This window comes from Labedaea rhizosphaerae, assembly GCF_004362825.1.
GTDB lineage: Bacteria > Actinomycetota > Actinomycetes > Mycobacteriales > Pseudonocardiaceae > Labedaea > Labedaea rhizosphaerae.
The window spans coordinates 43,021-66,586 of sequence record NZ_SNXZ01000003.1 but is presented as its reverse complement, the minus strand read 5'-3'; the positions used below and the strand labels follow the sequence as shown (position 1 = coordinate 66,586).

At 70.4% G+C, this 23,566-nt stretch carries 23 protein-coding genes and 1 riboswitch; of the genes, 14 read left to right on the top strand and 9 right to left on the bottom strand.

What is annotated here, in order from left to right; all coding sequences use genetic code 11:
* The first annotated feature begins 30 nt into the window (after positions 1 to 30).
* Genes EV186_RS17250 through EV186_RS17235 form a run of 4 tightly spaced genes read left to right on the top strand, consistent with a single transcriptional unit; the run spans position 31 to position 2,639 of the window.
* Positions 31 to 891 carry a lytic transglycosylase domain-containing protein gene (locus EV186_RS17250; RefSeq protein WP_133850368.1) on the top strand — a complete coding sequence of 287 codons (861 nt, stop codon included), beginning with the start codon at positions 31 to 33 and terminating at the stop codon, positions 889 to 891.
* 36 nt (positions 892 to 927) lie between these two features.
* Positions 928 to 1,890 carry a prolyl aminopeptidase gene (gene pip, locus EV186_RS17245; protein ID WP_133850367.1) on the top strand — a complete coding sequence of 321 codons (963 nt, stop codon included), beginning with the start codon at positions 928 to 930 and terminating at the stop codon, positions 1,888 to 1,890.
* A gap of 18 nt (positions 1,891 to 1,908) precedes the next feature.
* The gene (locus EV186_RS17240) at positions 1,909 to 2,274 is read left to right on the top strand and encodes a hypothetical protein (protein WP_133850366.1); all 366 of its coding nucleotides are present in this window, start codon (positions 1,909 to 1,911) and stop codon (positions 2,272 to 2,274) included.
* Positions 2,271 to 2,639, top strand: a complete 369-nt coding sequence (locus EV186_RS17235; protein ID WP_133850365.1) for a DUF3817 domain-containing protein — start codon at positions 2,271 to 2,273, stop codon at positions 2,637 to 2,639. The genes EV186_RS17240 and EV186_RS17235 overlap by 4 nt, the downstream gene beginning before the upstream one ends.
* Here EV186_RS17235 and EV186_RS17230 read toward each other — a convergent pair.
* The 6 genes from EV186_RS17230 to EV186_RS17205 form a co-directional block, all read right to left on the bottom strand.
* Positions 2,627 to 4,792, bottom strand: coding sequence for a UvrD-helicase domain-containing protein (locus tag EV186_RS17230; RefSeq protein ID WP_133850364.1), 2,166 nt, complete (start codon positions 4,790 to 4,792; stop codon positions 2,627 to 2,629). The genes EV186_RS17235 and EV186_RS17230 overlap by 13 nt on opposite strands.
* A gap of 104 nt (positions 4,793 to 4,896) precedes the next feature.
* Entirely contained in the window at positions 4,897 to 5,745 is an 849-nt protein-coding gene (locus EV186_RS17225) for a spermidine synthase (protein WP_133850363.1), read from the bottom strand.
* Complete coding sequence (gene speD, locus EV186_RS17220) at positions 5,742 to 6,116, bottom strand: adenosylmethionine decarboxylase (protein WP_133850362.1); 375 nt, start codon at positions 6,114 to 6,116, stop codon at positions 5,742 to 5,744. Before speD ends, EV186_RS17225 begins: the two co-directional genes overlap by 4 nt.
* Positions 6,117 to 6,216: 100 nt before the next feature.
* A complete protein-coding gene (locus EV186_RS17215) occupies positions 6,217 to 7,362 on the bottom strand; it encodes a type III PLP-dependent enzyme (protein WP_133850361.1) in 1,146 nt (381 codons plus the stop codon).
* Between the two features lie 25 nt (positions 7,363 to 7,387).
* The gene (locus tag EV186_RS17210) at positions 7,388 to 8,971 is read right to left on the bottom strand and encodes a solute symporter family protein (protein ID WP_133850360.1); all 1,584 of its coding nucleotides are present in this window, start codon (positions 8,969 to 8,971) and stop codon (positions 7,388 to 7,390) included.
* Complete coding sequence (locus EV186_RS17205; RefSeq protein WP_341815100.1) at positions 8,968 to 9,318, bottom strand: DUF485 domain-containing protein; 351 nt, start codon at positions 9,316 to 9,318, stop codon at positions 8,968 to 8,970. The genes EV186_RS17210 and EV186_RS17205 overlap by 4 nt, the downstream gene beginning before the upstream one ends.
* 731 nt (positions 9,319 to 10,049) lie before the next feature.
* On the opposite strand from EV186_RS17205, the gene EV186_RS17200 reads away from it, so the two are divergent.
* The 4 genes from EV186_RS17200 to EV186_RS17185 are packed head-to-tail and all read left to right on the top strand — an operon-like array spanning position 10,050 to position 14,848.
* Positions 10,050 to 13,154, top strand: a complete 3,105-nt coding sequence (locus tag EV186_RS17200; protein WP_133850358.1) for a sensor histidine kinase — start codon at positions 10,050 to 10,052, stop codon at positions 13,152 to 13,154.
* Positions 13,155 to 13,595 carry a roadblock/LC7 domain-containing protein gene (locus EV186_RS17195; protein ID WP_133850357.1) on the top strand — a complete coding sequence of 147 codons (441 nt, stop codon included), beginning with the start codon at positions 13,155 to 13,157 and terminating at the stop codon, positions 13,593 to 13,595.
* Positions 13,596 to 13,602: 7 nt separating this feature from the next.
* On the top strand, positions 13,603 to 14,259 hold the full coding sequence (locus EV186_RS17190; RefSeq protein ID WP_243754108.1) for a DUF742 domain-containing protein: 657 nt from the start codon (positions 13,603 to 13,605) through the stop codon (positions 14,257 to 14,259).
* On the top strand, positions 14,240 to 14,848 hold the full coding sequence (locus EV186_RS17185; protein WP_133850356.1) for a GTP-binding protein: 609 nt from the start codon (positions 14,240 to 14,242) through the stop codon (positions 14,846 to 14,848). Before EV186_RS17190 ends, EV186_RS17185 begins: the two co-directional genes overlap by 20 nt.
* 6 nt (positions 14,849 to 14,854) lie before the next feature.
* On the opposite strand, the gene EV186_RS17180 is transcribed toward EV186_RS17185, so the two are convergent.
* The 3 genes from EV186_RS17180 to EV186_RS17170 form a co-directional block, all read right to left on the bottom strand.
* On the bottom strand, positions 14,855 to 15,622 hold the full coding sequence (locus tag EV186_RS17180) for a hypothetical protein (protein WP_133850355.1): 768 nt from the start codon (positions 15,620 to 15,622) through the stop codon (positions 14,855 to 14,857).
* Positions 15,619 to 16,128: a SigE family RNA polymerase sigma factor gene (locus EV186_RS17175; protein WP_133850354.1), complete on the bottom strand. Its 510-nt coding sequence runs from the start codon at positions 16,126 to 16,128 to the stop codon at positions 15,619 to 15,621. Before EV186_RS17175 ends, EV186_RS17180 begins: the two co-directional genes overlap by 4 nt.
* A 94-nt stretch (positions 16,129 to 16,222) precedes the next feature.
* A complete protein-coding gene (locus tag EV186_RS17170; protein WP_133850353.1) occupies positions 16,223 to 16,870 on the bottom strand; it encodes a TetR/AcrR family transcriptional regulator in 648 nt (215 codons plus the stop codon).
* Positions 16,871 to 16,970: 100 nt separating this feature from the next.
* Between EV186_RS17170 and EV186_RS17165 the strand changes: the two genes are divergently transcribed.
* From EV186_RS17165 to glyA, 6 genes are all read left to right on the top strand, one after another.
* Positions 16,971 to 18,122 carry an acyl-CoA dehydrogenase family protein gene (locus EV186_RS17165; RefSeq protein ID WP_133850352.1) on the top strand — a complete coding sequence of 384 codons (1,152 nt, stop codon included), beginning with the start codon at positions 16,971 to 16,973 and terminating at the stop codon, positions 18,120 to 18,122.
* A gap of 12 nt (positions 18,123 to 18,134) precedes the next feature.
* Complete coding sequence (locus EV186_RS17160; protein WP_133850351.1) at positions 18,135 to 19,307, top strand: acyl-CoA dehydrogenase family protein; 1,173 nt, start codon at positions 18,135 to 18,137, stop codon at positions 19,305 to 19,307.
* A gap of 9 nt (positions 19,308 to 19,316) precedes the next feature.
* The gene (locus EV186_RS17155; protein WP_133850350.1) at positions 19,317 to 20,405 is read left to right on the top strand and encodes a Zn-dependent alcohol dehydrogenase; all 1,089 of its coding nucleotides are present in this window, start codon (positions 19,317 to 19,319) and stop codon (positions 20,403 to 20,405) included.
* Between the two features lie 30 nt (positions 20,406 to 20,435).
* Positions 20,436 to 20,528, top strand: a riboswitch (glycine riboswitch).
* A gap of 297 nt (positions 20,529 to 20,825) precedes the next feature.
* Positions 20,826 to 21,920, top strand: coding sequence for a glycine cleavage system aminomethyltransferase GcvT (gene gcvT, locus EV186_RS17150; RefSeq protein WP_133850349.1), 1,095 nt, complete (start codon positions 20,826 to 20,828; stop codon positions 21,918 to 21,920).
* Positions 21,920 to 22,300, top strand: a complete 381-nt coding sequence (gene gcvH, locus EV186_RS17145; protein WP_133850348.1) for a glycine cleavage system protein GcvH — start codon at positions 21,920 to 21,922, stop codon at positions 22,298 to 22,300. Before gcvT ends, gcvH begins: the two co-directional genes overlap by 1 nt.
* The gene (gene glyA / locus EV186_RS17140) at positions 22,300 to 23,565 is read left to right on the top strand and encodes a serine hydroxymethyltransferase (RefSeq protein WP_133850347.1); all 1,266 of its coding nucleotides are present in this window, start codon (positions 22,300 to 22,302) and stop codon (positions 23,563 to 23,565) included. The genes gcvH and glyA overlap by 1 nt, the downstream gene beginning before the upstream one ends.
* Position 23,566: the final 1 nt, after the last annotated feature.

Genomic DNA, 23,566 nt, shown 5'->3' with positions numbered 1-23,566 from the left:
GGGAGCGCGACGAGGTCAGGCTGGAGTTCTGTGGGGACGGTCGAGGGTGCTGAGGCCCAAGCTGAGCCCACTGCTGAGCCCACTGCGGCACATGGGGGACGCGGCCTCGTCGGCCGACTACTGATTGTGTTCGCGGTGCTGGTCGTGGCCGGCGCCGGCGTCTGGTTCATCGGCAAGGCCACCGCTCCCGACGCCGGCCCCACGACGACCGAGATCCCCGCGATGCAGGTCGCCGCGGCGCCCGTGCGGCCCGGTTCGGTCGTACCCGCCAAGTCCGCGCCCGACCCGCAGGGCGGCGCGACTCCGCAGGCCGGTCCCAATTCCCTTGTGGCGTGGTCGAAATCCGTGTCCACGGCCACCGGCGTTCCGGCCCGGGCCCTGCTCGCATACGGCAACGCCGAACTCGTGTTGCGCTCGGCCCAGCCCGGCTGCCACCTCTCGTGGGCGACGCTCGCCGGCATCGGGCGCATCGAGTCCAACCACGGCCAGTACGGCGGCGCGGTCCTCGGCGCGGACGGCCGCCCGAGCAAGCCGATCATCGGTGTCCCGCTCGACGGTTCGGCGGGGGTGCGCGCCATCGCCGACACCGACGGCGGCGTGTACGACGGCGACCGGACCACCGATCGCGCGGTCGGCCCGATGCAGTTCATCCCGTCGACCTGGCGCACCTGGGCCTCTGACGGCAACGGCGACCACAGCGGCGACCCGCAGCAGATCGACGACGCCGCCTTGGCCGCGGCGCGCTACCTGTGCGCGAACGGCCGCGACATGGGCACGCCGTCCGGTTGGTGGGCGGGTGTCTTCTCCTACAACAACTCCGTGCCGTACGGCCAGAAGGTGTTCGGGCTGGCCGACACCTATGCGAAGGGTGCCGCGGCTGCCCGCAGCTGATATAACAGCACTGTTGTATCTGCTGAGGGGGGAGCAATGGCGCTGTACCCGCAATCCAAGCCGTACGAGCACGGGATGCTCGACGTCGGCGACGGGCACCACCTCTATTACGAGGTCCACGGCAACCCGGACGGCAAACCCGCGGTCTGCCTGCACGGCGGTCCCGGCTCCGGCGCCGGCCGGGGAGCAGCCCGCTTCTTCGACCCCGAGCGCTACCGGATCGTGCTGTTCGACCAGCGCAACTGCGGGCGCAGCACCCCGCACGCGAGCGAGCCGGACGTCGACCTGAGCACCAACACCACCGACCACCTCGTGGCCGACATCGAGCGGTTGCGCGAACACCTCGGCGTCGAGCGGTGGCTGGTGCGCGGGCCCTCGTGGGGTTCGGTGCTCGCGCTCGCCTACGCGCAGCGGCACCCGCAGCGGGTCACCGAGGTGATCCTGCTCGGTCTCGCCACGGGCCGGCGCGTCGAAACCGAGCTGCTCACCCGCGGGCTCGGTCGCCTGTACCGGGATGCCTATGCGCGGTTCGCCGCCAACGTCCCTGGCGGCGCCGACCCGGCCGACGCCTACCACCGGCTGCTGTTCGACCCGGACCCGCAAGTGCGCTACAACGCGGCAAAGGCTTGGTGCGCCTGGGAAATCGCGATGGTGCCGACCGCGGACCAGCCGAACCCGCGCTACGACGACCCGCGGTTCCGGCTCTGCTTCGCGCGCATCGTGACCCACTACTGGCGGGCCGGCTGCTTCCTTCGCGAGGACCAGCTGTTGCGTGGCGCGGCCAAGCTCGCCGGCATCCCGGGCGTGCTCGTGCAAGGCGAGCTGGACCCGACCAACCTCGTCGGCTCGCCGTGGCTGTTGCAGCAGGCCTGGCCCGGCAGCGAACTGGTCCTCGTGCGCGAAACCGGGCACGACGGCAGCGATGCGCTCGAAGACGCCGTCGTCGCGGCCACCGACCGGTTCGCGGGTGCGTCGGGTGTGCGTGGTCACTCAGGTTGACGGTGTTAGCGTCGTCCCATGGCCGGTGACTCGCCGCTCGCCCGCAGGCTGGGCATCGCAGGCCTCTGCGTGCTCGCCCTCGCCGCGTCGGTCGCTCTGGCCTGGTGGCAGTGGAACCGCTTCGAGTCCGCGAGTGGCACCTTCCAGAACCTCGGTTATGTCCTGCAGTGGCCGTTGTTCGGGCTCTTCCCGGCCTTCGCGGTCTGGCGCTGGCGTCGCCTCCGGCACGCGGAAGAGGCCAAACCGGAGCCGGAACCAGCCCCGCCCCCGGCGCCACGACCGGCGCCGAAGTCAGTGGTGCAGGACGAGCCGGACGACGAACTGGCCGCGTACAACCGGTTCCTCGCCAAGCTCAACGAACGTGATCAGCAGGAGAGCAGATGACCGACACGCCCAAGGCAGTCGACGAGGAGAGCCCGGCGGCGGCCGCCACGGCTCCCGGCAACCGGGGCGCGCTCGCCCGCTACCGGGTGCTCGCCTACATCGTGGGCGTCGGCCTGCTGTGCCTGGTCGCGTCGATGGTGTTGAAGTACGCCTTCGACCAGGGCACCTACGTGGCGATCGTCGGCCCGATCCACGGCTTCCTCTACGCGATCTACGCGGTGCTCACGGTCGACCTCGCGCTCAAGCGGCCGCGGTGGTCGGTGCTCGGCACGATCCTCGTCCTGCTCGCCGGCACCATCCCGTTCGTCTCGTTCTACGCCGAGCGCAAGGTGACCGCGAAGGTGACCGCGGGTCAGCCGCTGTAGAGGTTGCCCGGCAACGCCACCGTGTGCAGGATCCGCAGCTCCTTGGTCGCCCGGGTCAGTGCCACGTAGCGGTCCGTGGCCGTCATCAGGTGCGGCTCCAGCACGATGACCACGTCGAACTCGAGGCCCTTGGTTTCCGTCGGCGCGTACGTGCGGGCCGGCGTGTCCACCACGACGCCGTCCGGGACGACCACCGCGACCGTGCCCGCACCCGCCGCCGCCATGGCCGAGGCAACCTCGGTGGCCAGGGCGTCGTCGAGGTCGGTGACCTCGCGCAGGACCGGTTCGGCACCGCCGGTGCGCACCGACGTCGGTGCCTTCAACGCCGGGTCGACGTCGACGAGGACCCGCGCGGCCAGCGCCATGATCTTCTCCGGCGTGCGGTAGTTGACCGTGAGCTCGCGGTAGGTCCAGCGGTCGTCGACGTACTCGGCGAGCATGTCGCGCCAGGACCGCACACCGGCCGGTGACTCGCGCTGCGCGAGGTCGCCGACGATGGTGAACGAGCGGCTGGGGCAGCGGCGCATCAGCATCCGCCAGTCCATCGCGGACAGCTCCTGCGCCTCGTCCACCACGACGTGCCCGTAGGTCCACTCGCGATCGGCGGCGGCCCGCTCGGCGACGTCGCGGTCGTCGTGTTCGGCGTGCCGCTCGGCCAGCGCCTCGGCACTGACCACGTCGACTGCCCGCAGTTCCTCGCCGTCGTCCATCTCCATGTCGTGGCCGAGGATGCGCAGCAGTTCCTGGGCGTACTCCTCGTCCGGCTCCTCCTTGACCCGAGCCGGTCCGGTGCCGAGCAGTTCGATCGCCTCGTCGAGCAGTGGCACGTCGGAGACCGTCCACGGCATGCCCTTGGGCCGCGCCAGTGCGTCGCGGTCGCCGTCGGGCAGCGCCGTGCACGCGGCGGCCAGCCGGGCGGGCGAGGAGAACAGGTCGCTGAGCAGGCGCTTCGCGGTCAGCCGGGGCCACAGGCGTTTCACGGCGCGCTGGAAGTCGTCGCTGGACTCCAGTTCGGTGCGGATGTCGATGGCGGTCGCCTCGGCCAGCCCCGGCACGTCGCGCACGTCGAACCAGTCGTCGCCGACGAGGCCGACCGCCCGCTCGGTCAGCAGCGTCAGCACGTGCTCGGCGAACACCTTGCGCGCCGCGTTGTGTTTGAGCCCGGTGGCCCGTGCCCGGTGCCGGGCCGCGGCGACCAGCTCGTCGTCGAGCGGGACCGTGACGTCGGACAGCTCGATCGGGATCGGGTCCGGATCACCTACTTGGCTCGGTAGTTCCTGCCGGTCGGCCACCGCGGCGGCGAGCACCTCGACCATCTGCGGGGATCCCTTGACCCGCCGTGCTTCGGGGCCGTCCTGCAGCGTGGTGGTCAGGCCCGGCAGCACACCGCCGGTGGTGCCGAAGACCACCGAGGTCTCGCCCAGCGAGGGGAGCACGGTGCCGATGTAGCGCAGGAAGCCGGGGTTCGGCCCGATCACCAGCACGCCGCGGCGTTCCAGCCGCTCGCGCTCGGTGTAGAGCAGGTAGGCGACCCGGTGCAGGGCGACCGCGGTCTTGCCGGTGCCGGGTCCGCCCTCCACGACGACGACGCCGTTGCCGGGCAGCCGGATGATGTCGTCCTGGTCGGCCTGGATGGTGGCGACGATGTCGCGCATGGTCTCGCCGCGGGCGGACTCGAGCGCGACGAGCAACGCGGAATCGTCGCCGTCGCCACTCGCGGAATCGAGGGATTCGTCACGGAAATCGAGGATTTCCCGGCGCCAGGTCTGGAACTGGCGGCGCACGGAAACGCCGTCCGGGTGCGCGGGTGTGGCACAGTAGAACGGTTTCGCCGCGGGCGCGCGCCAATCCAGCAGCTGCGGCCGGTAGTCGTCTTCGGCGTCGAACAGCCCGATGCGCCCGACGTAGGTGTGCTCGCCCTCGGCGTCGGTGAGCCGGCCGAAGCACAGGCCGCTGTCGGCGACCTTGGTCATGGCCAGGCGGTTGGCCACGGCGTTCACGGCGAAGTCGCGCTCGAGGAGCGAGTCGGCCGTCTTGTTGGCCGCGACCAGGGCGGCCTTGGCCTCGGCCTGCTCCTGCTCGAGACGCCGGTAAAGGAACGCCACGTGCTCGCGTTCGCGTCGCAACTCGGCCAGGTGCTGCTCGGTTGACAATTGTACCCCTGCGCTGTTATACTCCCGGTATTCGATCGGCCGTCCGGTTTTATCCGGGCAGGCCGATTTTCTATTATGCGGGTGCTGTCAAATTGCGAGCCGCGTCACGGCGCAATGCGCACGGAGAGCGGCGGGATGCTCGCCGCCCGCAGCGTCGCCGCGTCGATCCACTGTGGACGGTAGGGCAGGTCGGCGAGCCGGGCGAGTTGCGTGGTCAGCGGGTCGAGCTCGCGGGTGGCGCCGGTCAGGAAGGCCCACTCGTGCTCGTCGGAGCCGAAGTAGCCGACGGTCGCGAACGCGTCGGTGAAGCGTCGCCAGCACCGCTTCAGGGTCGTGTTGCGCCACAGCGTGGGGCAGCCGGCCTGGCCGACGACCACGCCGCCGTCGGTGAGCAGGTCCCGGCAGGCGGCCAGGAAGTCCTTGCCGTACAAGCGGTTGTGCTGCGCCTCGGGGTCGTCGTCGCGCTCGTCGGGCAGGTCGACCAGGACGATGTCGTACTTGCCGGTCGCCTCCGCGACGAACGCGAGCCCGTCGCCGTAGTGCACACGGATCGGGCCGTCCCCCGCGACCGCGGCCTTGAGCTCGGCGGGGGAGTAGCCGTAGGGCAGGTGCTCCGCGCAGAGCTCGACCGCCTGCTGGTCGATGTCCACGTGGTCGACCCGTCGCGCGCCGGCCGCGACCGCGAGCTGGCACACGACGCCCTCGCTGGAACCGATCACCAGGACGTCGCGCACCTGGTCGGCCAGCAGCAGGGCGGGCACCAGGAGGGCCTCGTGGTAGAGCAGCTGGCTGAACTCGGTGCTCTGGCGCTCGTCGTCGCAGAACAGCGAGACGCCCTGCGCGGTGCGGGCGATCACCAGGTGCTGGAAGCCGGTGTGCGTGTCGACCAGCGTCTCGTCGACGCGCCACTGCCGGGCCATGCCGTCACCCAGCGGTTCGGTGATCACGTTCATGCGGTCACCGCCGACATCCCCCGGTGGACCGTGGTCATCGTGGTGTCCGCGCCGCCGAGCGCGTCCGCGAGCAACTGCACGGCGAGTTCCGGATCCGCCTGGTCACCGCAGGTGAAGACGTCGACGAACATCGAGCCGACCTCCGGGTAGGTGTGCACGGAGGCGTGCGACTCGGACAGCAGCGCGAGCACCGTGACCCCCTGCGGCGCGAACCGCTGGGAGACGACCTGGCACACGGTCGCGCCCGCGCTGCGCAATGCGTTCTCCAGGGCGTGGCGCAGTCCCGCCACGTCGTCCAGCACGGCCGCGCGCAAGCCGTGGAACTCGGCGAGCACATGCCTGCCCGCGAACCGCCCTACTTCAGCCGACATCGATCTCCTCTCGGGGACGGCTACCGTTGGGCAGTATCCATGGTGCGGGGTGAGCCGCTGAGGGGAGTCCTGGCGTACCGACTCGGCTCTTGTGGCGCTCTCAGTCGGCGTCGAGGCAGTGCGTGCTCATTGGCGGGAAGCCGTTGAACCCCACCGAGGCGTAGCTGGCTGTGTACGCACCAGCACCCAGGATGTCCACGTGGTCGCCCGCCGCGAGCGCCAGCGGCAAACGGTAGGGGGTGCGTTGGTACAGCACGTCGTCGCCATCGCACGTGGGGCCCGCGATGATCACGGGGCCGTCCTCGGCGCCGTCGTGGGCGGTGGCCAGCGGGTAGGCGATCATCTCCAGCTCGGTCTCGGCCAGCCCGCCGTAGCGGCCGATGTCCAGGTAGACCCAGCGATGGGTGTCCACATCGGACTTGCAGGTGACCAGGACGACCTCGCTGCGCAGGACGCCGGCCTCCGCGACCAGGGCACGCCCCGGCTCGGCGACCAGCAGCGGTGGCTCGTCGAACGAGCGGGCCACCGCGTCGTCGATCGCTCGCCCGAACTCGGGCAGGGCCCGCACCGGCGATCGGTAGCCGGTGGGGAAACCGCCCCCGACGTTCAGCACCCGCAAGCCGCCGACCTCGTGCCACACGGCGGCAGCCTGCTCGATCCCGGCCACCCACGCCGAGGGCGACAGGTGCTGCGAGCCGACGTGGAACGCCAGGCCCTCGGCGTCCAGGCCGAGGTCGCGCGCCGCGCGCAGCACCCGCACGGCCATAGAGGGCGCGCAACCGAACTTGCGGCCGAACGGGGTCTGCGAGGCGGGTGCGTCCACCAGGATCCGGCAGCTCACGGCGGAACCAGGGGCGAAGCGGGCCAGGTGCTCGACGTCTGAGAGGGCGTCGGTGGTGAAGCGGCGCACGCCCTTCGTGTACGCGTGGGCGATGTCGCTCGCCTTCTTGATCGGGTTGCCGTAGGACAGCCGGGACGGGTCCGCGCCCGCGGCCAGGCACAGGTCGATCTCGCCGGGGCTGGCCACGTCGAACCCGGCGCCCAACGCCACCAGTGCGCCGAGCAGCTCGGGCGCCGGGTTCGCCTTCACCGCGTAGTACAGGTCGACCGACGGGAGGGCCGCGGTCAGGTCCTGGTACGCGGCCCTGACCTGCGGCAGGTCGATCGCCAGACAAGGCGTCGGCGGCTGCCGCCGATCCAGGTACGCGCGCAGCCGTGCGGCGGCTGCGATGGGGTCACCGGGCACCGCCCGAGGGTAGAACCCCCGCGGGTCAGGCCCCGATGCCGGTCAGCGAGCGGACCTCCATCTCCTTCTGCCGGGCCTGGTCGCCCTGGTCCTTGCTCAGCAACGTGCCCAGGAAGCCCGCGATGAACGACACCGGGATCGACACGATGCCCGGGTTGGACAACGGGAAGATGTCGAAGCTCGCGGCCGGGAAGATCGACGTCGACTTGCCCGACACCACCGGCGAGAAGATCACCAGCAGCAGGCACGAGCCGAGCCCGGTGTACATCGCCCAGAGCGTGCCCGTCGTGTTGAAACGCTTCCAGAACAACGAATACAACAACGTCGACAGGTTCGCCGACGCGGCGAACGCGAACGCCAGCGCCACCAGGAACGCCACGTTCTGCCCGTTGGCCATGATGCCGCCGATGATCGACAACGCGCCGACGACCACGGCCGTCAGGCGGGCGACCCGGACCTCGGACGGCGCGTCCGCGTTGCCCTTCTTGATGATGTTCGCGTACACGTCGTGGGCGAACGACGCGCTCGCGGTGATGGTCAACCCGGCGACCACCGCGAGGATGGTCGCGAACGCCACCGCCGCCACCACCCCCAGCAGCAAGGGACCGCCGATCTCGAAGGCCAGCAGGGGAGCCGCGGAGTTCTCCTTGCCGGTGGAGTTGGCGATCACGTCGGCGCCGACCAGCGCGGACGCGCCGTAGCCGATCACCAGCGTGGCCAGGTAGAACACCGACATGGAGCCGACCGCCCACACCACCGAACGGCGCGCCTGCCCGGCGTTCGGGACGGTGTAGAAGCGCATCAGCACGTGCGGCAGACCGGCCGCGCCCAGGATCAACGCGAGCGAGAGCGACACGAAGTCGAGCTTGCTGATGCCGTTCTTGCCGTACAGGGCCCCGGGCGTCAACACCTTGTCGCCCTTGGGGTTGTGCTCGGCGGCCCCGTCGAGCAGCGCGGAGATGCTGAACCCGAACTTGCCCAGCAGGAACACCGTCATCAGCACCACGCAGACGATCAGCATGGACGCCTTGACGATCTGCACCCAGGTGGTGCCCTGCATGCCGCCGACCAGCACGTAGAAGATCATGACCAGGCCGACGATCATGATCACGATGGCCTGCCCGCCCTTGCCGTGCACGCCGAGCAGCAGTGCGACCAGGCCACCGGCGCCGGCCATCTGGGCGAGCATGTAGAAGAACGAGATGACCAGGGTGGACGTCGCGGCGGCGGCCCGCACCGGGCGCTGGCGCATCCGGAAGCTGATCACGTCGCCCATGGTGAAGCGGCCGGTGTTGCGCACCAGCTCGGCGATCAGCAGCAGGTTCACCAGCCACGCCACCAGGAACCCGATCGAGTACAGGAACCCGTCGTAGCCGTTGACCGCGATCGCGCCGGCGATGCCGAGGAACGAGGCCGCGGACAGGAAGTCGCCGGAGAGCGCGATGCCGTTCTGCGCGCCGGTGAACCGCCCGCCGGCCGCGTAGTAGTCCGAAGTGGACGAATTCCGGGTGCTCACCTTGAACACCAGGAACAACGTCAACGCGACGAACAGGCCGAACACCGCGGTGTTCAGCACCGGGTTCCCGGTGGACTGTGCTGCCTCGATCACGGGCGGTCGACCCCCGCTTCCTGTCGGATCTGGGCCACCTGCGGGTCGATCGCGCGCCTTGCGTAACGCACGTAGCCCCAGGTGATCGCGATGGTGGAGACGAACTGGAGCACGCCGAGGACCAGTCCGATGGTCACCGAGCCGGTCAGCCGCACGCCCATGAAACCGGGGGCGTACGCGGCGAGCAGCACGTAGGTCAGGTACCAGGCGAGGAACAGCGCGGTCATCGGGAACACGTAGCGGCGAAACCGCTTGCGCAGCGCGGTGAACGCTTCACTGTCCACAATGGCCGAGTAATCCGGGCCGGCCGCGTGCCGGGCATCGGCTCCCATTCCCGTGAGGGGCACGGGCGGAACTGAAGCACGGGGCAACGGGCGAGCGACTTCCGTCATGGTTCCTCCGGGAGAGGATTCGGCTCGTGCGGTGGCACTGCCTCCGCCAAACAAGCCATGGCGGCCGACATAGTAGCCACGCAACCGCACGGTGTGACAAGTCCGTGATCTGCGTGCTGCAACTTATCCACCCCACCTGCGTGGGTAGTGATCACACTTCCTGGTGAACTCATCGATTACGGAACGTGGTTATGGGGCTCGATCGGGGGTCCGCCGGTGTCGATCGGGTGGAGCGAAGTGGTCTCCGGCGTGTCCTACCGAGATGGTCGCGGGGTCGGTCCGCCGCTGGTGGACAGGTGGACCTGCATGATGCAGGGCGCAAGTTTGGGCAGATCAGGCCCGGTGGAACGGTCTGGTGTGGCCATTCGCGAGCGTCGTGGGGTGATCGCGTTCGGTGGCGCCGCGCTCGCGCTGTGCGGTGGACCTGGCCGGCGCCGGGAAACGGTACCCGATCGGGTCATTAAGGCCGGAAAAGCGGTGCGGAAAGTAGCTCGAAAGGTTGTTGATGCGGGCTAACGGCGCCCCTTCCCGTCCCTTCTGACGCGATCAAGTTGCATTTCCGCAGGTCGCGGGCGCGGTTTCGGTTCCGTTGAAGATCGACACCAAGAATGTACGATTCAAACTCCGTTCTTCTCTGAACCGGAGTTCCACCGACTATCAGCGATCTCTGCTGCGGAGGGCCACGCGTGACCGAACCAGCGCGCAAGACGACAGGCTCCGGCATCGGGCGCACATTGCGTTCGGTGTGGTCGGCGCTGACCCGATGGCGGGACTGGACGCTGCCGGTCAAGCTGACCGCGATCACCGTGGTCCCGCTCGTGTTCGCGATCGTCCTCGGCGTCGTCGTCATCGCGAACCAGGTGTCCGCCGCCGACTCCTACAAGCGGGTCGACCGGCTGGTCGCCACCGGCGACCAGGTCCGCAAGCTCACGACCTGGCTGCAACGCGAGCGCACCGAGTCGGCGACCCTGCTCGCCAACGGCTCGGAGAACCGCCAGTCGCAACTGCTCGGCGACTACCACACCACCGACACCGCGGCCCGCGGGATGTTCGCCGCCGTGGACAAGTCGACCTTCGGCACCGATGCCACGGCCGACCGCTACAGCGACGTGCGCACGGCGCTGGCCGGCCTGCCGAAGATCCGCGACGCGGTCGTGCGCGGCTCGGTCGGCCCGGCGTCCTCGGTGTCGCGGTACAGCAGCGTGATCAAGACGCTGCTCAGCTTCGACGCCGCGCTGTCCGAAGAGGTCGTCGACCCGCGCCTGGCCGGCACGGCGGGCGCGCTGCACGACCTCGAGGCGGCCAAGGAGGAGATCTACCTCCAGCAGGCCTTGCTCGGCGCGGGCATCATCCGCGGCACGCTGCCGCAGTCGGACACCGCGAGCATCGCCGCGTCGCAGGCCCGCCTCGCCGACCGCGTGCAGGACTTCCGGTCCAAGGCGGACCCCGACCAGCAGGCCGCCTACGACAAGGTGGTCTCCGGGACGGTCGTCAAGCAACGCCAGCAACTCGCCGACCGGGTCGCCACCGGTGCCACCAGCCCCAGCCACATCGGCATCACCGACTGGAACAACGCCTCCGAGCTCACCGTCGGCCGGATGACGACCGTGTCGGCCCAGCTGGGCCGGCAGCTGCAGGCCACGTCCAGCCGGCTGCAGGACGAGGCGAGCGACGGCGCGGGCACGGCGTCCGTGCTGCTCCTGCTCGCTCTGCTGCTCGCGGTCGGCGCCATGGTCATGGTGGCCAAGCACCTGCTGAGTTCGCTGGGTGTGTTGCGCCGCAGTGCTTTCCAGGTCGCCGAGAAGGACCTGCCCGCCGCGGTCGCGTCCATCAGGGATGGCGCGGCCGCCCCGCCGGAGATCACCCCGGTGGCCGTGCACACCAAGGACGAGGTCGGGCAGGTGGCCCGCGCGTTCGACGCGGTGCACAGCCAGGCGCTGCGCCTCGCGGCGGAGCAGGCGACCTTGCGGGCCAACTACGGCAGCGTGTTCGTCAACCTCTCCCGCCGCAGCCAGGGTCTGGTGCAGCGCCAGCTGCAGCTGCTCGAGCGGCTGGAGCGCGACGAGGAGGACGCCGACCAGCTCGCGACGCTGTTCCAGCTCGACCACCTCGCCACCCGGATGCGCCGCAACAACGAGAACCTGATGGTGCTCTCCGGCAGCGACCTGACCCGCCGGTCGAGCCAGCCGGTGCCGCTGGCCGACCTGCTGCGGGCCGCGGTGAGCGAGATCGAGCAGTACCAGCGAGTGCTCATCCAGGCGCCGGTCGACGCGGTCGTGGTCGGCTACGCCGCCTCCGACCTGGTCCGCCTGATCGCGGAGCTGCTGGACAACGCGACGGCGTTCTCCGCGCCCGAGACCCAGGTGACCATCGCGAGCCGGCTCACCGACGACGGCTCGGTCGGCGTGGACGTGCTCGACCACGGCATCGGCATGACCGACGAAGAAGTCGTCGACGCGAACCGGCGGCTCTCCCAGCCCGGCAGCGTGGACGTCTCCGCCTCGCGCCGCATGGGTCTGTTCGTGATCGGCCGGCTGGCCAGCCGCCACGGCGTGCTCGTGCGGCTCAACGGTGGCACGAACATCGCCGGCCTGCGGGCCGCCGTCGTGGTGCCGCACGAGCTGGTGACGCGCAAGCAGCGCGGCGACGACCAGCAGCACCGCACGGAGCCGGTGCCGACCCGGCCGAGCCCACGGCCGCGCACCACCGACGGCCTCGTCAACGGGTCCACCAACGGGTCCACGGTCAACGGGACCAACCACGGGACCAACAACGGGACCAACAACGGATCCGGCAACAACGGCACGAAGAGCGGCACCAACGGCAGTTCGCTGCCGCAGCGCGCCCACACCAACGGCGCCAACGGGTCCGAGATCGCCAAGCGGCTGCGTGGTGAGGCCGAGCTGCCGCTGCCGCGCCGTGCCAGCGGTTCCGACGGGGCCGAGCAGCCCACCACGGCACCGAACGGGCGGTCCACTGAGGACACCGACCTCTTCGCCGCGGCGACCGACGCCTCCTGGTGGGAGACCGGCGCTTCCCGTCCGACGACCCCGGACCCGTCCGAGACGACGCCGATCTTCGACGCCATGGTCTCCGCGTGGTTCCGCGCCGAGACCGACGCCGACGTCGCGCGGCACACCCAGGCCGACCAGACCGAGCCGGCCGAGAAGACAGACGAGACCGACCAGGCCGAGCAGGCTGAGCAGGCGTGGAGCTTCGCCGCGGACGACGGCTGGCACACCGCCGAGGCCGTGTCCACCGCGGAACCGTCGGCGTACACCGACAACGGGCTGCCCCGCCGCACGCCGCGCGAGAAGCTGGTGCCCGGCAGCGTCGACGGCGGCGCGAACGGGCACAAGCCCGAGCCCGGCGGGTTGAGCGCGCACGAGCTGCGCACCCGCCTGAGCCGGCTGCAGGAGGGCCTGGCCCGCGGCCGGGAGCCCGAGCACGGGGCCGCACCAGCCGGGCGCGCGGTCGGCGCCCGCAGCGGCCACTGGCGATTCGTCGCGGACGACGGCTTCGCGGCCGCCGAGCGCGTGTCCGAGTACACGAACGAGAACACCGATGTCGGCCTGCCGCAACGCAACCCGCGGGAACGGCTGGTGCCCGGCAGCGTCGGGGGCAGGGCGGGCGCGGACCTCGCGGCCACCCAGTGGTCGCGCCAGGACGCGGAGGAGTTGCGTGGCCGCCTCGGCAGCTTCCAACGCGGGGTGACCAAGGGCAGGCGTTCGCTTGCCGACCAACCCACCGGTTCCGGCGCGTTCGACAACCACGATGAAACGGGAGAGTGAATGACTTCGCCGCAGTCTCAGCCAAGCCAGTTCGGGTGGTTGGTGACCGAGTTCGCCGAGCGCGTCACCGGCGTGGCGCACGCCGTGGTCGTCTCCGCCGACGGGTTGCTGCTCACCGCGTCGGCTCGGCTCCCGATGGACCGCGCCGACCAGCTCGCCGCGGTCGCCTCGGGTCTCTCCAGCCTGACCCAGGGTGCGGCGCGGTGCTTCGAGGCGGGAGTGGTCAAGGAGACCGTGGTCGAGATGGAACGCGGCATCATGCTGCTGATGTCCGTCGGCGACGGCTCGTGCCTCGCGGTGCTGGCCGCACCCACCTGCGACATCGGTCAGGTGGCCTACGAGATGACCATGCTGGTGGACCGGGTTGGCCAGATCCTCACCCCGGAACTCCGCGCGCAGCTACAGGGATCGGCTGGGCGCATGGTCAGCCAGCCCGTGTGAGGGCGCTGTGAGCGATGCCAACTTCTCCGGCCAGGGGCCGGATCCCGGTGACCAGGACGAGGGCAGCGGGTTTGCTGAAGTCCTCAATGGACTGACGCTCGGCGGCGGCAAGCGGCGCAAGCCGAAGCGTCCGGAACCGGCTCCGGAAGCGCCGTTCCAGTTCCAGCAGTACCCGCAGCCGCCGCAGGCCCAGCCGCCACCGCAGGGGCGGCCGGATCCGGCATGGCCGGGTTTCGACCAGTCGTGGCCGCCGGAACCGCCGCTGGTGAGCCCGGTGACCGACCGCCGGTGGCCGCTGCGGCCACCGGAGGAGGACGACGTCGAGGACACGTCGTTCGTGCGGCCCTACGCCTGGACGGGTGGCCGCACCAAGTCCACTGTGGAGCTTCGGGTCGAGACCCTGCTGACCGCCACCGACCGGGCACGGGACGGCCGGTTCCGGTTGCAGGCAGAACACCAGTCGGTCGCCGAGCTGTGCGGCAGACCGCGCTCGGTCGCCGAGGTGGCATCGCTGATGTCGGTGCCGCTCGGCGTGGCGAAGGTACTGCTCGGCGACATGGCCGAGCTTGGCTTGGTGACCGTGCACAAGACCGCCAATGGCGGTGGCAACGCATCGCATCTGAAGTTGATGGAAAGGGTGTTGAGTGGACTCCGTCGGCTATAGCACGCGTCGGGACGCGGGCGCGTCGTCACTGACGTCGGTGAAGATCGTCGTCGCCGGCGGGTTCGGCGCAGGCAAGACGACCTTCGTCGGCTCCGTCTCCGAGATCATGCCGCTGACCACGGAAGCGGCCATGACCACGGCGAGCGAGGGCATCGACGACCTCGCGGCGACGCCGAGCAAGGCCACCACCACGGTGGCCATGGACTTCGGTCGCGTCTCGCTGGACGAGGACCTGATCCTGTACCTGTTCGGCACGCCCGGGCAGCGCCGGTTCTGGTTCATGTGGGACGACCTGGTGCGAGGCGCGATCGGTGCGGTGGTGCTCGCGGACACCCGGCGGCTCGCGGACTCGTTCTCGCCGATCGACTTCTTCGAGGAGCGCGGCCTGCCCTACGTGGTCGGCCTCAACACCTTCGACGGCGAGCTGGTGCACGAGATCGAGGAAGTGCGTGGCGCCCTCGCCATCTCACCCGAGGTCCCGATCATCGTGTGCGACGCACGCGAGCGCGGCTCGGTGAAGCAGACGCTGATCACGCTGGTCGAGTACGCGATGCACCGCTGGGTCGCCGTGCACGGCGCGCCGGTCTGAGCGGGCTCAGCCCATGGCGAACCCGGGCAGCTTCGCGAGCTGGATCAGCACCTGGGTCGGCATCACCTGGCTGGACCGGGCGCCGTTGCCGACCGACGAGGTCTCCATGACGTCGACCTGGGTGTGGTCCGGTCGCACGACCGTGACCAACACGATGGTCGGGTAGGAGGCGTCGGCGGGAGTTTCGGCATCCACTCGTAGCTCGGTGCCGTCGGGGAACCTCGTTCGGAAGCAGTCCGGCAGCGGCTTCTTGCTTTGCGCCCCGACGCACTCCGGTGCGTGCGTGCCCGCCGGGACGCCCAGCACGTCGATGGTCAGCCAGCGGTAGCCCTTGGGCGTGTCGAGCTTCATGTTGGCCTCGTACCCGGTCGAGTCCGCCGACGGCAGGTAGCCGTAGCGGAAGTCGTACCAGTGCGGGCCGGGGTTGCCGGTGCGCGCGGTGATCTCGTCGGGCCAGGTGATGGGCGCCGTCCGCAACGCCTCGCCGAGCCGCTGCTTCGGCGAGCTCGGCTTGGTCGCGAGCGTGGTCGTGGTCGTGGGCCGGCTCGCGGCCGGGGCGGAGCCGGTCGGCGAGCCGGTGAACCACGACGTCGTCATCGACGTCACCGTGAGCACGGCGACGGCTGCCAGCGCCACGCCCGAGATCGCCGCGGCCCGCTGCCTGCGTAGCCGGCGCTTGCCCCGTGCGATGAGGTCGTCGCGGTCGAGCCCCACCGGCGGCTCGGTGCCGAAGCCGCGCTCGAGGACGCGCCGGACCGTGTCGTTGCCGGTCATCGTTCCTCCTCCACGAGCGTCCGCCCGGCGGCGAGCAGGTCGCGCAACGCCGCGAGCCCTTTCGCCGCCTGGCTCTTCACGGTGCCCTCGCTGCGGCCGAGCACCCTGGCCGTCTCGGTGATCGACAGGTCGTCCCAGTACCGCAGCACGACCACGGCCCGCTGGCCCGCGGGCAGCCGCCGCAGGGCACGCCGCACGTCGAGCACGTCGTCCACCCGAACGGCCGGCACGCTGACGTCCGGTGGCTCGTCGACGCTGCGTTCCCGCTTGCGCCACGGCCGGCGTGACTCGTCGATCACGGTCCGGACCAGCACCTTGCGCACGTACGCGTCGACGGCGCCGTCCTGGCGCAGGCGGGGCCAGGCCGTGTAGAGCTTGGTCAGCGCGGTCTGGACCAGGTCCTCGGCGGCGTGCCAGTCCCCGCCGCCGAGCAGGAACGCGGTGCGGCGCATGAGCGTGAGCCGGCTGTCCACGTACTCGCCGAACTCAGCGTCCCGGTCACCCACACGTTCCCCTCCCGCCTGGCCGTAGTACGAGCGCGACGCCCGAAAGGTTGCCGCGAGTCGCCGGCTTGTTGACTCGTGGGTCGCCGAGCGCGGTTCAGCCTCGGTAGGCCGTGCTCTCGGCCGGCTTCGCGACGAGCTCGTACTGGGCGTCGAGCCCGTGCAGGAAGGCGGTGAGCGCCAGTTCGAAGCTGTCGTGGTCGATCTCGTCGGCGTGCTCGCGCAGCCGGTGGGCCTGGTCGAGGTGCGGGTAGCGGTCGACGTAGACCTGCACGTCGTCGTCGAAACCGCGGGAGAAGGAGCTGGTGGCCGCGCCGACGACCAGGTACTTGGTCGCCGCGCCGATCATGGTGGCGTAGCGGGGTGGCCAGCCCGCGGCGACCAGACCACCGTGCACGGCGTCCGCGCGCTGCAGTGACGTCGCCCGCCGGGCCGGGCCGGCGGCCAGCACCGGGATGATGTTCGGGTGCGCGGCCAGCGCGCGGCGGTAGCTGCGGGCCCAGGTCAGCACGCCTTCCCGCCAGCCCGAGGCGAACGCGCTGACGTCCACGGCGGTCATCACGTCGTCGGCGACGTCCTGCAGCAGCTCGTCCTTGGTGCGGTAGTGGCTGTAGAGCGACGGCGCCTGCACGCCGAGCGCGGCGGCGAGCTTGCGCATGGAGAACCCGGCGAGCCCGTCGGCGTCGATGATCGTCAGCGCGCTCGCGCGGATCTGGGTCTTGCTCAGGATCGATGGGCCGGGCATCACACCACCTCCTGGTTGCCGCGCACGACCGTCGCGCCTACGCTGGACGATGCCTAACAGTGTAAGGCATGGATTGGCACAGCAAGCCAAGGAGAGCTTCATGGATCTGGCGCTCACCGACGAGCAGGCCGGGATGTGGGACCTCGCGCGCAACTTCATCGACGCCGAGGTCGTGCCGCACACCAGGGACTGGGACCGGGCCGAGCAGGTCGACCGGTCGATCGTCGGCAAGCTCGGCAAGGTCGGCTTCCTCGGCGTGACCATCCCCGAGGAGTACGGCGGCTCCGGCGGCGACCACGTCGCGTACGCGCTGATGATGGAGGAGCTCGGCCGCGGCGACTCGGCGATCCGCGGCATCGTGTCCGTCTCGCTGGGCCTGGTCGGCAAGACGATCGCGAGCTACGGCACCGAGGACCAGAAGAAGCAGTGGCTGCCGTCGCTCACCTCGGGTGAGGGCCTTGCTTGCTTCGGCCTCACCGAACCCGACACCGGTTCGGACGCCGCGAGCCTCAAGACCAGGGCTGTGCGCGACGGTGACGACTGGGTCATCAACGGCTCGAAGATGTTCATCACCAACGGAACCTGGGCCACCGTCGCGCTGGTTTTCGCCCGCACCGGCGGCCCCGGACCCAAGGGCATCACGGCGTTCCTCGTTCCCACCGACGCCAAGGGTTTCAGCCACCGGGAGATCAAGGGCAAGCTCGGTCTGCGCGGCCAATCCACCGGGGAGCTGCTGCTCGAAGACGTGCGCGTGCCCGCCGAGGCGCGGCTCGGCGAGGAGGGCCAGGGCTTCAAGATCGCGATGGCGGCGCTGGACAAGGGCCGCATGTCGGTCGCGTCCGGCTGCGTCGGCCTCGCCAAGGGCGCGTTGCAGGCCAGCGTCCAGTACGCCAAGGAACGCACGCAGTTCGGCAAGCCGATCGCGAGCTTCCAGCTGGTGCAGGACATGCTCGCCGACATGGCCGTCGGCACCGACGCCGCGCGTCTGCTGGTCTGGCGGGTCGCCGACCTGATCGAGCGCGGGCAGCCGTTCTCCACCGAGGCGTCCATGGCGAAGCTCTTCGCCAGCGAGAACGCGGTCAAGGCGGCCAACCTGGCCATCCAGGTCTTCGGCGGCTACGGCTACCTCGACGAGTACCCCGTCGCGAAGATCCTGCGCGACGCGCGCGTGATGACGCTTTACGAGGGCACGTCGCAGGTCCAGAAGCTGCTCATCGGCCGGTCGCTGACCGGCATCAACGCCTTTGTGTAGGGAGGTAAGGACATGGTCGACTTCTCGCTGACCGACACCGAACGCGAGGTGCGTGACTGGGTCCGCACCTTCGTGAAGAAGGAGATCATGCCGCTCGAGCCGGAAGTGCTGCGGCGCGAGCGCAGGAACGAGCCCGGGCTGACCCACGACGAGCTGAAGTCGTTGCAGCTCAAGGCCAAGGAGTCCGGCTTCTGGGGCGTGCAGACGCCCGAGGAGTACGGCGGGATGAACCTCTCCGCGGTGATGTCCGCGTTGCTGGAGGTCGAGCTCGGCCGCTCGTTCGTGCAGTTCCGCTTCGGCGGCTACGCCGACAACATCCTCTATGACGCCAACGAAGAGCAGAAGAAGCGCTACCTCGAACCGACCATCGCCGGCGACCGGATCTCCTGCTTCGCGATCACCGAGCCGGGCGCCGGTTCCGACGCCAAGAACATCCGCACCGCCGCCCGGCGTGAGGGCGACGAGTGGGTGATCAACGGCGAGAAGACGTTCATCACCGGTGGCAACGAAGCCGACTTCACGATGGTCTTCGCCGTGACGGACAAAGAGAAGGGTGCCGACGGCGGGGTCACGTGCTTCCTCGTCGACCGCGACCAGGGCTGGCGCAGCGAGTACATCGACACGATGGGCGAATGGGGCCCGGCGTCGTTGATCTTCGAGGACGTCCGCGTCCCGCACAGCGCGATCCTCGGCGAGGAGGGCAAGGGTTTCGAGCTGGCCATGCGCTGGATCGGCCGCGGCCGCTACATGCTGCCCGCCCGCGCGCTCGGCGCGTGCGAGCGGCTGGTCGAGATGGCCATCGACCAGGCCAACAACCGGGTCACGTTCGGCGAACCGATCGCCAACCGGCAGGCCATCCAGTGGATGCTCGCGGACTCCGCGGTGGAGATCGAGGCGCTGCGCTGGCTCGTGCTGAACGCCGCCTGGCAGATCGACCAGGGCATGGACTCGCGGCACGCGCAGTCGATGGCCAAGCTCTACGGCGGCGTCAAGGCCAACGAGATCGTCGACCGCGTCCTGCAGATCCACGGCGGCATGGGCTACACGCGTGAGCTGCCGATCGAGCGCTGGTACCGCGAGCTGCGGCTGCTGCGGATCTACGAGGGCACCGACGAGATCCAACGCCGTACCATCGCCCGGAACCTCTTGAAGCGCCACGTCAGCATCTCCGGAACGCTCGGTTAGGAGTCGAACTTGGTCAGGGCCGCGGTTCTCACGGAGCAGGGCAAGCCGCTGGAGGTTCGCGACATCGACCTGCCGGAGCCCGGTCCGGGCCAGGTGCGGGTGCGGATGGTCGCCGCGGGCGTGTGCCACTCCGACCTGTCGCTCGCCAACGGCACGCTCAAGCAGCCGGTGCCCGCGGTGCTCGGGCACGAGGGTGCCGGGATCGTCGCGTCCGTCGGCGAGGGCGTGACCCGGGTGGCGCCCGGCGACCACGTGATCCTGAACTGGGCGCCCGCCTGCGGCGACTGCTGGTTCTGCGGGCAGGGCGAGCCGTGGCTGTGCGAGCACGCATCGGACGCGGCGGCCGTGCCCTACGCGAAACTTGACGGCGCCGACCTCTACCCGGCCCTGGGCGCGGGCGCGTTCGCCGAGGAGACGATCGTGCCCGAGCGGGGCGCGGTGAAGATCCCCGAGGACGTGCCGCTGGACCGGGCCGCGGTGCTCGGCTGCGCGGTGCTGACCGGAGCCGGCGCGGTGTTCAACACGGCCGGGGTCCGACGCGGCCAGTCCGTCGTCGTGGTCGGCGTCGGCGGCATCGGGCTCTCGGTGCTGCAGGCGGCCCGGATCGTCGGCGCGGCACCGATCGTCGCGGTGGACGTCTCCGAGGAGAAGCGGGAGCTGGCCCGCGCCCACGGTGCGACCGACTTCGTGGTCTCCGGCAAGGACGCGGCCAAGGCGGTGCGCAACGCCACCGGCGGTCGCGGCGCCGACCACGCCTTCGAGTGCGTCGGTCGCCCCGAGACCATCCGGCTGGCCTGGTCGGCGAGCCGGCGCGGGGGCGACGTGGTGGTCGTCGGGGTCGGCTCGGCCAAGGCGCCGGTCGAGTTCAGTGCGCTGGAGCTGTACTGGTTCGGCCGGACCCTGCAGGGCTGCCTGTTCGGCTCGAGCAACCCCGAGGTCGACGTTCCGAAGCTGCTCGACCACGTTGCGGCAGGGGAGCTCGACCTGAGCGCACTGGTCACCGGCGAGACCACTCTGGACGGGATCAACGACGCCTTCGACCGGATGTCCGCAGGACACGGAGCACGTACCCTGGTGCGGATGGACGCGGGCGCGTAGGTTACCCGCGACAACTGAACAAGGCCACGACGAGCCGAAGCGGGAGAGTCCTCACCAGCGCGTGAGGCACCGAAGGAGCAAGCTCCCCGCCAATCTCTCAGGTACAGCTACCGCTTCGCGCCAGGCCGACTCTGGAAAGCAGACGCTCATGCGTCTCACCCACGGTGCAAGCCGGCCTCTCGCCGGTGAACCTCTCAGGTGCCGATGACAGAGGGGGAGTTCGAACGACATCGAAGTCGGAGGACTCCAATGACACCCTCAGCCCAACTCCGCTCGCGGAATGCGCTCGCCATGTCGGCTGCCGAAACACCTGGGGGCGGCCCCCAGACCCCCGGAACCGATACCGCCCCCATTCCCTCCCCTGGCGCACCGCCGCCGCCCACTCCATGCTGCTCGCAACCGACTCTGAGGAGCCCACGTATGAGCAGGCCTTCGCCGCTGCAGGCCGTCCACGCCGAACTCGGCGCCACGTTCACCGACTTCGCGGGCTGGTCGATGCCCCTGCGGTACGGCAGTGAACTGGCCGAGCACAAGGCGGTACGCGAAGCGGTGGGCCTGTTCGACCTCTCGCACATGGGTGAGATCGCGGTGACCGGTGCGGGTGCCGCCGCGGCCTTGGACCACGCCCTGGTCGGCAACCTCTCGGGGGTCAAGGTCGGCCGCGCCCGGTACACGATGATCTGCGCCGAGGACGGCGGCGTGCTCGACGACCTGGTCGTCTACCGCCTCGCGGACGAGGAGTACCTGGTGGTCGCGAACGCGTCCAACGCCGCGACCGTCCTGGCCGAGTTGACCGCCCGCGCGGGGGACTTCGACGCGACCGTCACCGACCGCTCGGCCGACACCGCGCTGATCGCCGTCCAGGGCCCCAACGCCGTGCACGTCGTCGGCGCGGTCTGCGACGCCGACCTCGACGCGCTCAAGTACTACGCCAGCGTGCGCACCTCGGTGGACGGCGTCGACACGCTGCTGGCCCGCACCGGCTACACCGGCGAGGACGGCTTCGAGCTCTACGTCGCCGCCGACCGCGCCGAGCAGGTGTGGCGCGTGGTGACCGAGGCCGGCAAGGAGCACGGCCTGCTGCCCGCCGGGCTGGCGTGCCGCGACACCTTGCGCCTGGAAGCCGGGATGCCGTTGTACGGCAACGAGTTGACCGCCGAGATGACGCCGTTCGACGCGGGTCTCGGCCGGGTGGTGAAGTTCGAGAAGGACGAGTTCGTCGGCCGTGCGGCGCTGGACCGGCGCAAGGACGACGGCGCGGGACGCAAGCTCGTCGGGCTCAAGGGATCGGGCCGCCGGGCCGCGCGGCACGGCTACCCCGTGGTGGACGCGAACGGCACGGCGGTCGGCGAGGTCACCAGCGGTGTGCTGTCACCGACGCTGGGGTACCCGATCGCGATGGCCTACGTCGCGACCGAACTCGCCGAGCCGGGCACCGCGCTCGCCGTGGACGTGCGTGGCTCGGCCCAGCCGGTCGAGGTCGTCGCCCTCCCCTTCTACAAGCGGGAGGCGTGATGACCCCCCAGCACCTGCGTTACACCGACCAGCACGAATGGGTCGCCGACACCGGTGAAATCCCTGGCGTCGCGACCTTCGGCGTGACCGCTTACGCCGCCGACGCGCTCGGCGATGTGGTGTACGTGCAGCTGCCCGAGGTGGGCGCACGGATCACCGAGGGCGAGGCGTGCGGTGAGATCGAGTCCACCAAGTCCGTGAGCGACCTCTTCGCGCCGGTCACCGGCGAGGTCCTGGCCGTGAACGACGCGGTCGTCGACAAGCCCGAGCTGGTGAACACCGACCCGTTCGGCGACGGCTGGCTGGTCAAGGTGCGCCACGCCGGGCTGCCCGAGCTGCTCGACCCGCAGGCGTACGCCGCACTGACCGAGGAGGCCTGATGTTCGACGACTCCCTGTCCACTGTGGACCCCGAGGTCGCCGCCGCGGTCGACGCGGAGCTGCGCCGCCAGCAGAGCACGCTGGAGATGATCGCGTCGGAGAACTTCGTGCCGACCGCCGTGCTGCAGGCGCAGGGCTCGGTGCTGACCAACAAGTACGCCGAGGGTTACCCGGGCCGGCGCTACTACGGCGGGTGCGAGCACGTCGACGTGATCGAGCAGCTCGCGATCGACCGGGTCAAGGCGCTCTTCGGCGCCGAGCACGCCAACGTGCAGCCGCACTCGGGCGCACAGGCCAACGCCGCCGCCATGGTCGCGGTGCTCCAGCCCGGCGACACGATCCTGGGCCTGGACCTCGCGCACGGCGGCCACCTCACGCACGGCATGCGGATCAACTTCTCCGGCAAGCTCTACAACGTCGTGCCCTACCACGTCGCCGACGACACCGGTCTGGTCGACATGGCCGAGGTGCGCCGGCTCGCGCACGAGCACCAGCCGAAGCTGATCGTGGCCGGCTGGTCGGCGTACCCGCGGCAGCTGGACTTCGCCGAGTTCCGCGCGATCGCCGACGAGGTCGGCGCGCTGCTCATGGTGGACATGGCGCACTTCGCGGGCCTGGTCGCGGCCGGCCTGCACCCCAACCCGGTGCCGCACGCGCAGATCGTCACCACGACGACGCACAAGACGCTCGGCGGCCCGCGCGGCGGAGTCATCCTGTGTACCCAGGACCTGGCCAAGAAGATCAACTCGGCGGTGTTCCCCGGCCAGCAGGGCGGGCCGCTCGAGCACGTGATCGCGGCCAAGGCCGTCGCGTTCGGCATCGCTGCGGGCGAGGAGTTCAAGGAACGCCAGCAGCGAACCCTCGACGGCGCCCGGATCCTGGCCGCCCGGCTGTCCGAACCGGACTGCGCGGACGCCGGGGTCAAGGTGCTCACCGGTGGCACCGACGTGCACCTGGTGCTCGTCGACCTCGTCGGGTCCGAACTGGACGGCAAGCAGGCCGAGGACCGCCTGCACGACATCGGGATCACGGTCAACCGCAACGCCGTGCCCAACGACCCGCGCCCGCCGATGGTGACCTCCGGGTTGCGCATCGGCACGCCCGCGCTGGCCACCCGCGGGTTCACCGCGGCCGATTTCACCGAGGTGGCCGACATCATCGCCACCGCGCTGCTGCCCGGCTTCGACCAAGCCGTCGCGGCAACCCTTCGCGAGCGGGCCGGCCTGCTGGCCAAGAAGCACCCGCTCTATCCGGACCTGGGATAGG